The 15,207-nt window shown below is 67.3% G+C and carries 8 protein-coding genes; 7 read left to right on the plus strand and 1 reads right to left on the minus strand.

Features of this window, described 5'->3' with window-relative positions:
• Positions 1-14 precede the first annotated feature (14 nt).
• The 7 genes from ACP15D_RS04730 to ACP15D_RS04760 all read left to right on the plus strand — a co-directional run bounded on the left by ACP15D_RS04730 (position 15) and on the right by ACP15D_RS04760 (position 14,075).
• Positions 15-626 (plus strand): hypothetical protein, encoded by a 612-nt coding sequence (locus ACP15D_RS04730; protein WP_424956401.1) that lies wholly within the window; start codon positions 15-17, stop codon positions 624-626.
• Positions 623-3,238 carry a hypothetical protein gene (locus tag ACP15D_RS04735; RefSeq protein WP_424956402.1) on the plus strand — a complete coding sequence of 872 codons (2,616 nt, stop codon included), beginning with the start codon at positions 623-625 and terminating at the stop codon, positions 3,236-3,238. The genes ACP15D_RS04730 and ACP15D_RS04735 overlap by 4 nt, the downstream gene beginning before the upstream one ends.
• Before the next feature lie 4 nt (positions 3,239-3,242).
• Complete coding sequence (locus ACP15D_RS04740) at positions 3,243-3,776, plus strand: hypothetical protein (RefSeq protein WP_424956403.1); 534 nt, start codon at positions 3,243-3,245, stop codon at positions 3,774-3,776.
• Between the two features lie 3 nt (positions 3,777-3,779).
• Positions 3,780-6,032 carry a hypothetical protein gene (locus ACP15D_RS04745; protein ID WP_424956404.1) on the plus strand — a complete coding sequence of 751 codons (2,253 nt, stop codon included), beginning with the start codon at positions 3,780-3,782 and terminating at the stop codon, positions 6,030-6,032.
• Entirely contained in the window at positions 6,029-8,392 is a 2,364-nt protein-coding gene (locus tag ACP15D_RS04750; protein WP_424956405.1) for a hypothetical protein, read from the plus strand. The genes ACP15D_RS04745 and ACP15D_RS04750 overlap by 4 nt, the downstream gene beginning before the upstream one ends.
• Positions 8,389-11,175: a hypothetical protein gene (locus ACP15D_RS04755; protein WP_424956406.1), complete on the plus strand. Its 2,787-nt coding sequence runs from the start codon at positions 8,389-8,391 to the stop codon at positions 11,173-11,175. The genes ACP15D_RS04750 and ACP15D_RS04755 overlap by 4 nt, the downstream gene beginning before the upstream one ends.
• 95 nt (positions 11,176-11,270) lie before the next feature.
• Entirely contained in the window at positions 11,271-14,075 is a 2,805-nt protein-coding gene (locus tag ACP15D_RS04760) for a right-handed parallel beta-helix repeat-containing protein (protein ID WP_424956407.1), read from the plus strand.
• On the opposite strand, the gene ACP15D_RS04765 is transcribed toward ACP15D_RS04760, so the two are convergent.
• Positions 14,035-15,168, minus strand: coding sequence for an acyltransferase family protein (locus ACP15D_RS04765; RefSeq protein ID WP_424956408.1), 1,134 nt, complete (start codon positions 15,166-15,168; stop codon positions 14,035-14,037). The genes ACP15D_RS04760 and ACP15D_RS04765 overlap by 41 nt on opposite strands.
• Positions 15,169-15,207 lie beyond the last annotated feature (39 nt).

Here is a 15,207-nt window from a genome sequence, read left to right on the forward strand (position 1 = left end):
GAGGAGCTTAGAGCATGGCGCTTTCCCGCATCGAAGTGATCGACACGTCGCTGGTGCAGATTGGCGCCGAGCCGCTGCAGTCGGAAAGCGCCGCCGGCGCGGAGACGCATATCCTCACCTTCAACTCGATCGTCGGCTATTGCCTGAGCGTGAACCCCTGGCACTGGAACACGGTGACGCGCCAGCTGCCGCGCCTCGACGCCGCGCCGCTGCGCTATTGGCGTTACCAGTATGAACGCCCCGCCGACATGCTCGGCGCGCCGCGCGCCTACTACGCCAGCGCCGACAATCGTCAGCCGTTCACCGACGTCGATCTCAATGACGGCACCATCCAGACCAACGCCGAGCAGCTCTGGCTGAAGATGGACAAGCGCTCCACACCGGACGCCTGGCCGGCGTATTTCGTGACGCTGATCGAGACGGCACTGCAGGCGCGTTTCGCCCTCTCCGTGCGCGAGGACAGCGCGCTCTCTGAACGCCTCGAGCAGCGCGCATTTGGCACGCCGCAAGAGGACCGCCGCGGCGGACTGATGGGCCAGGCGCTCGGGCTCGACGCACAATCGAAGCCGTCGCCGCGCATCAACATGGGCCGCGATCCGTTCACTAGCGCGAGGTGGGAGTCGTGAGAAAAGCAACGCTCCACAACGCGGGAACGAAAGGCGTGCTCGATGCCCGCTTGCGCGAGCGCATCGACCTGACGCACTACTGGAACGGCTTCCGCGTCGCCCGCAATACCACCGTGCGCCAGCTCGGTGGATGGATGCGCCGGCCGGGAACGACATTCGCGCCGGGCCTCGACATCGTTGCCGCCGGCACGCACCGGCGGCTGCGCCGGCGCCTCGAGCCGATCAACGTCACCGCCGGCATGGTGACGGTGGCCAACGGCGGCACGGCCTCCAAGCTCGTCGGACAGGATGCCGCCAGCGGCGACGACTTCGTCACCAATGCCGTCGGCGCGGCGACGTTCGTGCTCGCCGAAATCGACCTCGGCGCGGCCATTGATCTCGCTTTCGTCGACGTCTCCGATTTCAAGTGCGCCACCAGCGGCGCCGACGATGCGCTGGCGGTCGAATACTACGACGGCGCCAACTGGCTGGCGTTCGGCGACCGCCAGAACATCCGCTCGAGCGCACGGCGCACGCGCCGGTTCGGCTTTCAGCCGGGCGGTCCCGGCGGCGTTCCGGTGTCGACGCGCCACATCCGCTTCGTGCTCTATGGCGCGTCGGGCACCGGCGCCTTCACCATCTCGCGCGTGCGGCTGTGGAAGGAAAAGCGCATGCTTTCCCCCGACCGCCTGATCATGTTCGCGCGTGCGGCCGACACGAAATACGAGCTCGTTCTCACCGACCGCAACATCGACGTGTTCAAGGATCATCGCTGGGTAGCGGCGATCCCGGTGCCGATCGACGCGCGCCAGGTGCGGCGCATGACGTGGGCGCAGTCGCTCGATACCCTGCACCTCTATCACGAGGACGTCTGGACCCGCGTGGTGCAACGGCAGGGCTCGGACAACGAGTGGAACGATACCGGCATCGTCTTCACCAACGCGCCGACGCTTTCGGCGGCAACGGCATTCTCCGGCGACACCAACGAAGTGCAGTCGGTTTCGCTGGCCGGCATCGTCAACGGCCAATCGTTCGTGCTGTGGGTCGACGACGAGGTGACGGCGCCGATCGCCTTTTCCGGCACCGGCTCCCTCGCCGCGGACATTGCCAGCGCGCTGGCGGCACTTCCGGCGTTCGCGTCGACCAGCCCTTCGGTGGTGCTGACCGATGCCACGACGCGCACAGTGCAGATCACCTTCGCCGGCTCGCTCGGCGCGCGGCGATGGGCGCCCGCGTTCGCGGTGGTGCTGGGGGACGATGTGCTCGACCCGACCGTCAAGGTGCTGCAGCGCGGCATCGACGCCGACGGCGTCTTCGCGTCCAAGCAGACCGGCTGGCCGCGCTGCGGCGTGTTCGAGCAGTCGCGCCATCGCATGGGCGGCTTTCGCTCCGCGCCCCTGAGCGTCGTCTCCTCGCGCGCCGGTTCGCCTTACGACCTGCAGACCACGGCAAGCCCGGTGACGGCCGATCTCGGCTTCGTCGACACGCTGGAAAGCGACCAGAACGAAACCATCTATCGCCTGTTTGTCGGCAAGCATACGCAGGCGATGACTGAAAGCGGCGTGTGGTTCCAGTCGGTGCCGCAGCTCGACGCCACCACGGCGCGCGGCTGGAAGCTCGCCGCGCGGCCGGGCGTCGAGGCGTCCGTGCCCGTCGTGTTTCTCGACGATGCCACGCTTTACATGCAGTCGGGCGAGCGCAAGCCCGGCGCCGGCGAAGGTCCCGCGCGCGTGATGCGCGAGCTGGTGCTCGTCTCGGCGGTCGAAGCGCAGTACGTCGCCGATCCCAAGAACGTGCTGGCGCCCGATCTGATCACGCGGGCGATCGACTTCGCCGTGCGCGAGCCGCGCAAATCCGACGAGCCGGCCATGGGACTGACGGTGAACGAGGACGGCACCATTGCGCACCTGGCGACGCAACGCGCGCAAGAAGTGATCGGCTTTTTCCCCTGGGATACCGACGGCAAATTCCGCAGCGTCGGCGTCGACATCAACGCCAACATGTGGGCGATCGTCGAGCGGTCGACGGAAGCCGACGGCGCCGATCTCTACCTCGAGCGCTTCGATGCCGACACGGTGCTCGATGCCACCGTCACCTATGAATTCACCGAGCCGACGTCGACGCTGACCGGGCTCAAGCACCTCGCCGGCAAGGCGGACGTGTGGGCCTACGTCGACGGCGATCTGTGGGGGCCGCTGACAGTCTCGGCCGGGGGCGTGTGCGAGCTCGACGTCGCCGGCATCGACGTCAGCATCGGCCTCAAGTCCGAATGGCGCAGCGCGCCGATGCCGCTACGCGACAAGCTCAACGAGCGCCAGCCGTTCCGGCCACCGGGCCGCATCTACGAAATGGGCATCACGGTGCAATCGACCGGCCCGATCGACCTTTCCGTCAACGGCGGGCCGGCGCGCGAAGTGCCGGTGACGTATCTCGGCGACAAGCAATACGATGGCGGACCTTTCCAGACCGGCGGCGAGATGGACCTGCCGCTGCTCGAGCGTTTGTTCAGCGGCACCATCACGATGCAGAACCTGCGCGGCTGGTCGAAGCATCCGACGTGGGAGCTGTCGCAATCCAAGCCGGCGCCGGTCGAGATCATCGCCGTGCGCACCGAGCTGGCTTTCAGGGGGTGACGCAATGGAACTCGCAATCGGGGCGTTCGCGCTTCTCGGTGGCAGCACGGCGGCGGCCGGCGGCGCTGCCGCGGCCGGCACGGCAATCGCAGGCGGCGCCGCAGCTGCAGGCGCCGCGGCGTCCTGGGCCGGCATCGGCTCGACGGCGCTGTCGGTTATTTCCGGCGTGATGACGGCGGGATCGGTGCTGAGCTCGCTCGCCGGCGGACAAATGAGCAACCAGGAGGCGCAACTGCAGGCGGCGCAGGTCGACCTGCAGTCGCGCGAGGAAGCGGCGCGCATCAAGACCGAGGAGCTGCAGAAGATCGGCGCGACGCGCGTCGCCTTTGCCGGCTCGGGCGTATCGCTGAGCTCGGGCGATGCGATCGAGAGCGGCCTGCGCAGCGATGCCGATTTCGAGACCGAGCTCGCCACGGGGTCCAGCACGGCGAAGGCGGCGCAGATCCGGCTCAGCGGCAAGGGCAAGCTGATCGCCGCCGCGGGCGACGCCGCCGGCGCGGCCGGCAACCTCGCCCTCAGTCTTGCAAGAAGAGGTTAGTCGATGGCAGCCAATCAGCGCAGCGGCGGTCTGGTGCGTCTGGCGACGGACATCGCGCAGCAGGGCCACGTCGAGGTGATGCCATCGTCCGGCGCCGGCGAGAGCGTTGCCGGCCTGTCGCGGCACTTCGCCGGCATCGGTGCGCAGATCGGACAGATGGCCGACGTCGCCTCGGCCGAGGAAGGCGAAGCTGCCGGCCGGCTCGCCGGCCTCGATCCCGAGTTTCGGCCGACCAAGTCGCTGACCATTCGCGGGCAGGCCTACGACCGGGCCGGAATGCAAGTCGCCAGCACGCGCCTCAAGCAAGGGATGGAGGGCGACCTCGCCGCTGCTTACGACGCGCTGCAGAACGATCCGGCCAAGCTCGACGCGGAACTCGACAAGAAGGGCGCGAGCTGGGTCAGCCAGGCGCCGCCAGAAGTGCGCCCGGCGATGGAACAGGCGCTGCGCGGCGCCAAGATCACCTACATGCGGCAGGCGGCGCGGGCGCAGATCGAGCGCGTCTATAACGAGCAGCAGGCGGCAGTGCAGACCGAGGTCGGCGACGGCCTCAAGACGATGCACCAGCGCGCCTATAACCTCGGGCTCGATGCCGAGGCCGATCGCATCATGGCCGACGGCGTCGCGCATCTCGACGGGGTCCTCGCTCGCACCGATGTCACCGGCAAGCGCCTGATCGAGCCGGAGGCCGCGGCCCGCGTGCACGCCGACGCTCTGGAAACGATCTCGACGGCGCGTCTCACCGGCGCCTTCGATCGGCTCAAGACGGTCGGCGAGAAAGAAAAATTCATCGCGCAATTCGAGGACGATTTCGCCAACTCGCGCGGGCTCGCCAAGCAATACGATCTCGCCGGCTTCCAGAAGGTGAGCGGGCTGCTGCGCGCCGACCTGACGCGCACCAAGACCGAGGGCGCCGTTGCCGTGCGCGCGCTCGATGAGGAAACGAAGAGCATCGTCACGATGCTGAAGAAAGGCGGCGCCGTGCCGGCCGACCAGGTCGCCGGCCTCGAGGCGCGCGCGTCGGCCGCCGGCGGCGGCTCGCCGGCGCTGCAGCAGAACATCGCCGAGGTGAAGGGCCTGGTGCGCTATCAGCAGGCGGTGCGCATGATGCCGCCGGCCGAGCTCGATCGCGTGCTGACGATGCAGCGCGACAAGATCGCCAAGGACGGCGCCACGCCCTACGCGGTGGCGGAGCTCGATCTCGGCGAGGACCTGCAGCGCAACATGCGCACGCGCCTGAAAGAGGACCCGAACGGCTGGGCCAACGACGTCGGCCGGCTGACGGTCGCACCCCTCGACTTTTCCAGCCCTCAGGCAGCTACCGCCACGCTGCAGGCGCGCATCGCACAGGCCGAGGAAGTCGGCGCTGCCTACGGTCAGCAGCCGCAATATTTCCGGCCCGACGAACGCCGCGCCCTGTCGGCGCTGGCCGGGCAAGGCGGCGGGCAATCTCTGGCGATCGCCACGACGATTGCCAGCGTCGCGGGCGAACGCGCGCCGCGCATGCTGGCGGAGCTGTTCAACGAGGCGCCGGCGACGGCGATGCTCGGCGGCCTGGTCGCCGCGGCGGGGCCGACGCCCGTGGCGCGCGATGCCGCCGACGGCTTCGCCTTCCGCCGCGCCGCACGCGAGGAGAAGGGCGGCAGCATGAAATTCTATGCGCCGCCGGAAAAGCTGGCGCGCGAGGTTGCGGCGCCCGTGCTCGGCAACGCGCTGGCCGAAATGCCCAAGTCCGAGGCCGCGGTGCTCGATCTCGCCAACGCCGCTTATGAGGTGCGCGCGCAGCGGCTGGGAAAGCAGGAATTCGACGAGACGCTCTACCAGCAGACGCTGCGCGAGGTGCTGGGCGAGCGCACCATTGCCGGCGAGGTCTACGGCGGCATCGTCACGCAAAAGCTCGACACGGGGTTTTTCTCTTCGGCCAAGCACAGCATCATCATTCCGCCGACGGTGAAGCAATCGAAGTGGGACGAGCTGCGCGATACCATCACCGCCGGCGATCTCGATCGCGCCGGCGTCGCCCGGCCCGTCGACGGCGGCGGCCACGTCATGCCGATGTCGGCCATCCGGCAGGGCACGCTCGTGCCCGTCGGCGATAGCAAATACGCGGTGGCAATGGGCGATCCGTCCGAGCCGGGCGGCGAGCGCTGGCTGATGGCCAATCCCAACGCGGACGAGAAATTCATCCTCGACCTGAAGGCGCTGGAGCCGACGCTGCGTAAGCGCCGCCCCGATCTCTTCATCGGAGGCGAATGATGCTGCTGGAGCGACGCGACCTTCGCGGCGGCAGCTACGCCGAAGCCCCCGGCCTCAAGCCGCAGGCCTCGCTCGGCGAGATTTTCGGCGACGCGTTCGACGAAGCGCTCTACGCCCGCAACGTCAACGCCTCGGGCGTCGCGCTCGAACAGGCCTATGACCGGCGCATCGACGCGATCTTCGCCGCCACCGGCCAGCGCGGGCGCAATCCGTTCCGTCTCAGCGCCGGCGACCAGCTGGCGATCGAGGCCGGCGAGAAGGTCGACCACCAAGCCGACTTCCAGCGCTGGCTCGAAGATATCGCCGCGCAGCAGCCGCAGTTCCGCGACGTCATCAAGCCGGATCGTCCCGTGCTCGAGGATGCGATCGACCTGCAGCGGCGCTCGATCAATGCAGCCGCCGATAGCTATGCGCGCGGCGGCAACGGCGCCTGGCTGGCCAGCATGGCGGGCTCGGTCGCGGGCGCCGGCTTCGATCCGCTGAACGTTGCCTTTCTGGCCGCCGGCCCGTTCGCCGAGGTTGGCGTCGGCGCGCGCGCGGTGCTGTGGAACGCGGCCAAGGTCGGCGCCGTCAACGCCGGCACCGAGGTCGCCGCCTATCCGTTCGTCAAGGCCTGGCGCGAAAAAGCCGGCCTCGAATACTCGCTCGGCGAGCTGGCGCAGAATGCCGGCGTCGCGTTCCTGTTCGGCGCCGCCATCGATGGCGGTGGCCGCGCGCTCTATCGCGGTGCATCCGGGTTGCGTGGCGAACCCAAGCCCGCGCCGCCGCAAGGTGCTGCCGCCGATCGCGCGCTCGATGCTGCAGCGGCGACGCTCCCGGCCGACAACGTGGTGCGCCGGGCCGCAGACGGCGATCTGGAGGCCTTGCGCGAGGTCGCCGCGGCAACGGGACAGGCGGACGATCCGGCCGTCAGGGGCGCTGCTACGGCCGCCGAGATGGAGGCCGGCCTCGAGGTGACGGCGCCGCTCGTCGACAACGGCGACGGCCTCTCTCGACTTGCGCAAGCAATGCGGTCGATCGCCGATGATACCGAGCCGCCACCCGGCCGCGCCGATCCGGTGCTGCCGCAGCGCTCGCCCGATCTTTCCGACGAGGCGCCGCTGCCCAAGGGCGAGCCCGGCGCCAACCAGTACGCGCGCCGTTTCGCCGTCGAGGGCAAGCCGGTGACGTTCCGCGAGGTCAACCCGGCGAAGATCTTCGCCGATCCCGCGACGTTCCAGTTCAAGGGCGGCGGCGACACCGTGGGCGCCACCACGCGCCTCTCAGGCGTCGAGACCTGGGACCCGGTGGCGGCCGGCCGCGCCGTCGTATTCGAGAACAAGGACGGCGCCCTCGTCATCGCCGACGGGCACCAGCGCCTGGCGCTGGCCAAGCGGCTGCTGGCTGCTGGCGGCGGCGATGAGATCGCCCTCCCCGCTTTCGTGTTCCGCGAGGCCGACGGCTGGACGCCTTCGGACGTGCGCGCCCTGGCCGCCAAGAAGAACCTGCAGGAAGGCTCCGGAACGACCGTCGACGCCGCCAAGATCATTCGCGAGCGGCCCGACATCATCGACGCCTCGGTGCCGCTGTCGTCGGAAGCGATGCGCCAGTCGCGCTCGCTGGCCCGGCTGTCCGATGAGGCCTTCGGCAAAGTCGTCGCCGGCGTCGTGCCGCCGAACCACGCGGCGATGATCGGCGACCTGGTGCCCGACAAGGCGTTGCATTCCGGCATGGTCGACGAGCTCGTCGCCGCAGATCCCTCGAATGCGCGCGAGGCGCGTTTCATCGTCTCCGAGCTGATGCACGCGCCGATCGCGCACGAGGTGCAGCTGACACTGCTGGGCGCCGAGACGATCGCCCGGCCGCTGCTGCGCGAGCGCGCGAAAGTGCTGGATGCGGCGCTGAAGATCCTGCGCGAGGACAAGCGCATCTTCGGCTTGCTCGAGCGCGAGGCCGGCCGCATCGAGCGCGCCGGCAATGCCTTGCGGCGCGACGCCAACGCCACGGCCGCCCTCGAGGCGGAAACCGTGTCGGCCGTGATCGAGCAGCTGGCCGCCAATCGTGGGCCGGTGTCGGACTGGCTGACCGAAGCCGCGCGCGACATCGCCAGCGCCGCACCGGTGCGCAAGGCGGCGGAGGCCTTCGCCAAGCGTGTGCGCGACGCGCTGCAGAAAGACGGCCTCGCCGGTCTCGCCGCCGAGCCGCCGGCGCCGCTGCGCGCAAACGGGTTCTCCGACGTGACGGGGCCGGAGGCGAAAGCGCAAGTCGAGGCACTGCAGGCCTCGTTCAGCCACGAAGGGCAAGGCGCACTGTTCGACGATCTCGAGGAAGTGAAGCGCGAAAACGCGATCGGCGTCATTGTGGAAGGGTGCCAGCTGTGAGCCTGAAAGACTGCATTGCCCGTTCCCACGCCGCCGGCGAGATCACGCTCGATGAGCGCCAGGCACTGGAGAAGCGCCTCGGGCAACTGACGCGTCAGATCCTGGCGCCGGCAGAGGTCAAGAAGGCGCTGGCGGCAGAGATCGAGGCCGAGGCCTTCGAGCGTCAACGCCGCGCGCTGCTGACCGAACAGGCGCGCGTGCGCGTCGACGGCGAGCTCGACGCACACCGCGACGGCAAGGGCCGCGCCGATCCCGCCGAGGCGCTGCAGCTGATGCTCGAGCATCACGGCCAGGGGCGCATGCAGGACACCGAGCACCGGCGCCTCGCCATCCTCGCCGGCGCGCACGCCAAGCTCGACACGCTGCTCTACGAAATGCGCAAGGGCTGGGCGCGCGGAGACAAGCGCCGCCTCTATGGCCAGACGCGCGCGCGGCTGGAGAACGTCGTGCGCGAGCTGTTCGGCGAGGGAACGGGCGATGATCTGGCCGGCCAGATGGCGCGCGCCTGGTCGGACGTCGCCGAGGATCTGCGCCAACGTTTCAACGCCGCCGGCGGCGCCATCGGCCATCTGGAAAAGTGGGGCCTGCCGCAGCACAACAACGGCGAAGCGCTGCTTGCCGCCGGGCGCGATGCCTGGGTCGGCTACGTGATGCCGATGCTCGATCGCGACCGCATGCTGCACCCGCTGACCAAGCGCGTCATGGGCGACGAGGAGTTGCAGGACAGCCTGCGCCACGTCTGGGACACGATCACCACGGAGGGCTGGATCGACCGCGAGGCGACGGGCGCCAACTTCGGCAAGGGCGCGCTGTTCCGCCAGCACGCCGATCACCGCTTTCTCGTTTTCAAGGATGCCGACAGCTGGCTGAAGTATCAGCAGGACTTCGGCGAGGGCGATCCGTTCGCGGCGATGATGGGCCACATCTCGACCATGGCGCGCGACATCGCCTTCCTCGAGCAGTTCGGCCCGAACCCCGAGGCGATGTTCAACTATCTGAAGCAGCGCGTGCTGAAGGCGGCGCACACGGTCAAGCCGAGCGCCGCCGTGATCGACGAGAAGACGGCGCAGCTGAAAGCACTCACGGGCGAGCTCGGTAAGGCGCCGGGGCGCGATGTGGAGATCGTCGATCGCATCGGCGCCATCCACCGCGAGCTGGATGCGCTGCGCTCGAAGACGGCGCAGGGGGCGACGAAGCGCGGCAAGAAGAAAATGGAGCCGCTGCACCGCGAGCTGCTGGAGCTCGAGCACGAGCTTTCCGCCTACGTCCTCGACGGCAACATCGCGCCGACGGTGCGCCAGGCTGAGCTGCAGGCGGAGATCTCCGCCGTGCTCGATGATCTCAACGGGCTCGAAGAGGTGCCGTTTCCGACCGATAACCCGCTCGATCGGGCACGCAAGGATATCGCCCGCGCCGAAGCCAAGTGGGGCGTGATGCGCGGATCGGTCAACACGCCGGTGTCGGCGCGCATGGCCAACGGCTTCGATGTCGTGCGCAATCTGGTCATCTCCTCGAGCCTCGGATCGGCACAGCTTTCGGCGTTCTCCGACGTCGGTTTCCAAAAGGTGGCGCGCACGTTCACCGGCCTGCCGGCGACGACGGTCATTCGCGACCTGGTCGCAGCGTTCGGCAAGGAGAACCGGCGCGAGGCGGTGCGCTCGTGGCTGATCGCCGACAGTGCGCTGCACGTGATGCATACGCAGTCGCGTTATCTCGGCTCGGTCAATTCCAAGATGAGAAGCGGCTATCTCGCCGATCGCGTCATCCACATGCAGGGCCTGGCCGCGTGGACGCAGGCGGGCAAGCACGCCTTCGGAATGGCGTTCCAGGGTGAGCTCGCCGCGCGCGCCGGCGTCGCCTTCGACAAGCTGCCCGATGCGCTGCGCCTGACGCTGGAGCGGCACGGCTTCACGCCGGCGGAATGGGATGTGATGCGCAAGGTTCAACTTTACGAACCACGCCCCGGCGCCACCTTCCTGCGGCCGAACGAGATCGCCGGCGTCGATCGCGCGCTGGCCGAGAAGTATATCGCGATGATCATGCGCGAAACGAAGTATGCGGTGCCGGAAGCGACGGTCGGCTCGCGCGTGGTGCTGACGCAAGGCGCGCGGCCAGGCACGCTGGTCGGCGAGATCATCCGCAACTTCGCCCTGTTCAAATCCTTCGGCGTATCGGTGGCGATGCTGCAGGCCTCGCGCGTCGCCCGCGAGGTGGGCGCCGGCCGCGGCGCGCGCGGTGCGCTCTATGGCGGCGCGCTGCTGATCACCAGCGGATTGCTGGGCGGGCTCGCCATGCAGCTGAAGGCGCTCGCCGCTGGCCAGGATCCGCGCGACATGACCGATCCCGCCTTCTGGGGCGCAGCGCTGCTGCAGGGCGGCGGGCTCGGCATCTACGGCGATTTCCTGTTCGGCAACGTCAACCGCCTCGGCGGCGGCCTCTCGGGCACCGTGGCCGGCCCGGTGGTCGACCGCATGAGCGGCCTGCGCGATCTGACGGTCGGCAACGTCGTGCAGCTCGGCGAGGAGAAAACCAATTTCGGCCGCGAGCTGACGAAGTTCCTCAAGCAGAACACGCCGGGCGGCAATCTCTGGTACTTGCGCCTCGCCGGCGAGCGGCTGGTGTTCGACCAGCTGCAGCACCTGCTCGATCCCGATGCGCGCGCCGCTTTCAGGCGCCGCGCGAGTCAGCGCAAAAAGCAGTTCGGCAATGAATTCTTTTGGGCGCCCGGCGAGACGGCGCCGCGGCGTGCGCCCGATCTCGGGCGCGCGATCGGCGGGCGTTAGTTGCATCACCTTCGCGGCGGCCGCCTACGGGTCGCCACTGCTGCCGGCGGCTTAGCCTGAGCCCCTCGCTTTTCCAGCTCGAGGGTTCAGGCTCCATGGCGCTTCCCTTCTCGCTCCGCATCTCGCCGATCTACACGCTGACGGCCGGCCAGGTGGGGCCGTTCTCACAAGACTGGCCGCTCTATGCCGCGGCGGACCTGCAGGTGCTGCGCCTGCGCGCGGGTGTCGAGGCGGAGCTGGTGCTCGATGCCGATTATTCGGTGACCGGGGCAGGCAGCACCAGCACCGGCTTCTCGGTGCTGCTGCTGGTCGCCGCCGAAGAGGGCGACAAGATCGTGCTGGTGGGCGCGCGCGACGTGGCGCGCATCACCACCTACACGGCCGAGCGATCGGTGACACCGACGTTCCTCAACCTCGACCAGAACATGACGTTCGCGCAGCTGCAGGAAATGCAGCGCGAGGTCGAGCGCGCGTTCAAGACGTCGCGGTTCGATCCTGACGCCTTCGACATGGAAGGCCTGCGGCTGACGAACGTGGGCAACGCGGTCGATCCGACCGACGCCGTCACCCTCGGGCAGATCCAGGACGTGCTCGACGATGCGACGGCCGGGGCGACGGCCACGGCAGTCGCAGCGGCAGCCTCGGCATCCGACGATCGCGCCGCGACCGAAGCGGCGCAGGCCGTCACCGAAGGCGCGCGCGACGCGGCGCTCGCCGCGCAGGCCGCGGCCGAGGACATGCTCGACGATTACTTGCCGCTCACCGGCGGCACGCTGACCGGCACACTCACGCTATCCGGCTCCAACCCCCGCCTGGATTTCAACGACACGGACGCGCCGGCGACAAGCTCCATATCGGCAAACAACGGCACTGGGTCGATCGTCTACTCCGCCGATGCCGGCAATGCGCTGGCATCGTCGGCGCATAGCTGGCTCACCGATGGTGTAAGTCGCCTGACACTCAACGAGTTCGGTTTATGGCCTGCCTCGAACGGCGGCCTTCCGCTCGGCGCATATGGCGTAGGCTTCTCGGGTCTGTACTTGGCGTCCGCCGGCATTATCGATTGGGGCAGCAACAATGCCCGGATCACACACTCGGCCGGCAAGCTGACCAGCAGCGTTAATTTCCAAGCGCCGGTCCTGACGCTTGCCGAGCAGGCATCAGATCCTGCGACGCCTTCGGCAGGTCAGAAGGCGCTGTTCGCCAAGACGAATGGCCGGGTCTATACGAAGAACAGCGCCGGCACGGTGGAAGGCGTCGGCGGGCTCGTCAACATTCTCGACTACGGCGCGATCGGCGACGGCAACGTCGCAAATGCGGCAGTGAATGCCGCGGCGCTGACGGCGGCTCTGGCTACCGGCCGCGAGGTGCTGATCCCGTACACGGCCGCGGGCTATCACTTCGGGACGAACACCATCACGGTGGGCACGGGCCAGCGCGTTCTCGGCGAGAACCGTGTCACACTCAAGAGCACTGTAACGGGGTCGAATTGTTTCTTCCTCTTGACCGGATATCAAGTAGCATCCGGCATCAGTGGCGTGACCATCGACATGAACGGCTCCGGGGCGTCGTCGACCGCCATTCGGTACGGCCTATCTTCCGGCGTCGTTTACCGGACTTACCTGAAAGATATTCGGTTCCTGAATTGCGTTGAGGCTGTTGGCGACGAGACGCCCGGCTCAAACTACATCGTCGAAGCTTGGTGGGAAGACCTGCGGTGCGAGTTGACGCGCGGGCGTCAGTTTTACAGCCGCAAGTCCCGCGGCTTTTTCTACCTGAACGGATGCGTTGTTGACCGAACGATGGACCTCAGCACGGTGACCTGGGAAGGCGCGCGGTTTGAGGACACCATCGGCATCGAGTTCAATCGCTTCGACGTCGTCGGCCAAGTCGGCACGACCCCGCAGGCTGGGGCGATCGGGCTAGTCGTTCAGAACGCAATATCGGTCTGGATGGATCGCTGCCTCTTCGATAACAGCACCGGGCCGGGCGTGAGCCTGATCACCGTCAACAATTTGGCAGCGAAGAACCTGGAGGTTTACCAAAACCTCACAAGCGCCGTGCTGATGACGAGCGTCACGAATGCGCAGATTGCCAACCTCTTTGTCGAGGGCAACGCTGATCTCGTAGGCGCCGCGGCAGGCGCGCATGGCGTCTACATGGAAACTTGCGCCAACGTGCAAATTTCAAATCTGCGCTCGCGTAAGAACACAGGCTCCGGCGTGTTTCTCAACGCGTCGACGAATTGCCAATTCGTCAATGTCAACACGCGCGATAATCTGAGCGTCGGCTTCCGCGAGTTCGGCGCCTGCGACTACAATTCGGTGCATGGGCTTATTTCCACCGGCAACTATTCACCTTATGAGCTACTCGGGGGCCATTCCTACGTCGACGTCGGCGAGCCGTGGATCAGCACCGTCGCATCCGATCTGACAGGCAGCAATGTCAACACCGCGCAGCCTGTCTTCGGCTCGGCGGGTGATGCTGTCACCGTAGATGCGGGCACGCTGTACGAATTCGAAGCTCAGTACTGGATCACGCGGGCAGCCGGCACCACGTCACACACGACGGGCGTCTTGTTCGGCGGCACGGCGACATTCACATCCATCGACTATCTGGCGCAGGTGACAAACCCGACCGGAAACGCGCTTGCCAACGTGCAGCAGATCATGGGTAGCGCGGCGTCGCTGCTGACGCTGACGGCTGCGAATACCAGCGCTACCGAAAACGTGCAGGTCAAGTTGAGCGGCACCATGCGTATCAATGCCGGCGGAACGATCATCCCGCAGTTCCAGTTCAGCGCTGCACCAGGCGGCGCCCCCACGATCAAGCGCGGCAGCTACTTCAAACTGCGGCCGATCACGTCTGCAGCGGCGGCAGCTGTCGGTCCGTGGGCCTAATGCGAAAGGCGAGACGCTGCCCGCTGATCCATCGGCCGAATTCGATCGATGGCCGTTCGAGCAGCCGCTCGCTCCAGATGGCAACGGGTATCGCTGCGATCAGGGTGATGCATGCCAGCAGCATCCCGTATTCGAGAGGATGTTTGGCTGATGCTCCAGCTGTCACGTAGACGATGGCTGCAATGAAGATGTTCATCAGCACGACGTTGAACAAATAGAGGCTGTAGCTGATGCGGCCGAGCGCTTGCATCGATGGCGACGTCAAACAAACACCGCCCCGACCGTGGTAAAGGCATGCGACGCTCGCAGCGCAGAGAAGCAACGTTGCCAACTGCGCCCATGCATTGGTCGTCATAAAGAAATGCGGGAGGGTCACGGCGGCGCCTGCGAACACGGCCCACGCTGCGGCCGGCAGGCGGTGCACAACGCGGCCGGCATGCTCCCCGATAGCAACTGCCCCAAGCAAGAAGGCCAGCGCTCCGCTGCTGATCTCGGCGGCAAAGTACGCGCTCGATCCGTAGATCGAGAACGCAAAGGCCACGAGCGGCACCAGAGCGATGAGGCCGCCAATGCGCCACAGCAGCGCCGCCAACAGCATTACGGGGATCATCAGCACTTCCACCTGCAAGGTCCAGGTAGCGCCGTGCATCGATATCTTGGTCAGCAAGCTGTTCTCAACGAGGGAGCTAAACGGGATCTGTTGCGCAAATATCTTTGGCTCGATGACGTGCAGGCCGTTGATGCTCAAGTAGAACACGAGCAGGCAAACGATCAGCGTCGGATAAAGCCGCGCAACGCGACGCACCGCGAACTTCGCTGCCGTCGAAGCCTTGAGCGGCGGTCCGTCGACGAGGGACTTCATCAGAACAGCGCCGCTGAGCACGAAGAAGTAGACGACGGCAAGCTTGCCATTGAAGGCGATGAGGACGAGGCGGGTAGCTAACGCATAACCCGACTGCACCAGATGAACGGGCTGCACAAGCAGCTCGTTGAAGTCGGTGACCGGCGTTAATCCAAGCACCGAATGGTAGACAACGACTGCGAGCGCCGCGATCCCGCGCAGGCCGTCGAGTGATTTGCTGCGCGACCCCATCCGCGGTGTCCCATGCCGGTTGTGCCTGCAGCACCATAC

The organism is Hyphomicrobium sp. 1Nfss2.1 (assembly GCF_965243865.1).
Taxonomy (GTDB): domain Bacteria; phylum Pseudomonadota; class Alphaproteobacteria; order Rhizobiales; family Hyphomicrobiaceae; genus Hyphomicrobium_A.

Excerpts from the sequence above, each read along its gene's own strand:
- ACP15D_RS04745 (WP_424956404.1), top strand. The coding sequence starts at position 3,780 with ATGGCAGCCAATCAGCGCAGCGGCGGTCTGGTGCGTCTGGCGACGGAC.
- ACP15D_RS04765 (WP_424956408.1), bottom strand. The coding sequence starts at position 15,168 with ATGGGGTCGCGCAGCAAATCACTCGACGGCCTGCGCGGGATCGCGGCG.
- ACP15D_RS04750 (WP_424956405.1), top strand. The coding sequence starts at position 6,029 with ATGATGCTGCTGGAGCGACGCGACCTTCGCGGCGGCAGCTACGCCGAA.
- ACP15D_RS04730 (WP_424956401.1), top strand. The coding sequence starts at position 15 with ATGGCGCTTTCCCGCATCGAAGTGATCGACACGTCGCTGGTGCAGATT.
- ACP15D_RS04740 (WP_424956403.1), top strand. The coding sequence starts at position 3,243 with ATGGAACTCGCAATCGGGGCGTTCGCGCTTCTCGGTGGCAGCACGGCG.
- ACP15D_RS04760 (WP_424956407.1), top strand. The coding sequence starts at position 11,271 with ATGGCGCTTCCCTTCTCGCTCCGCATCTCGCCGATCTACACGCTGACG.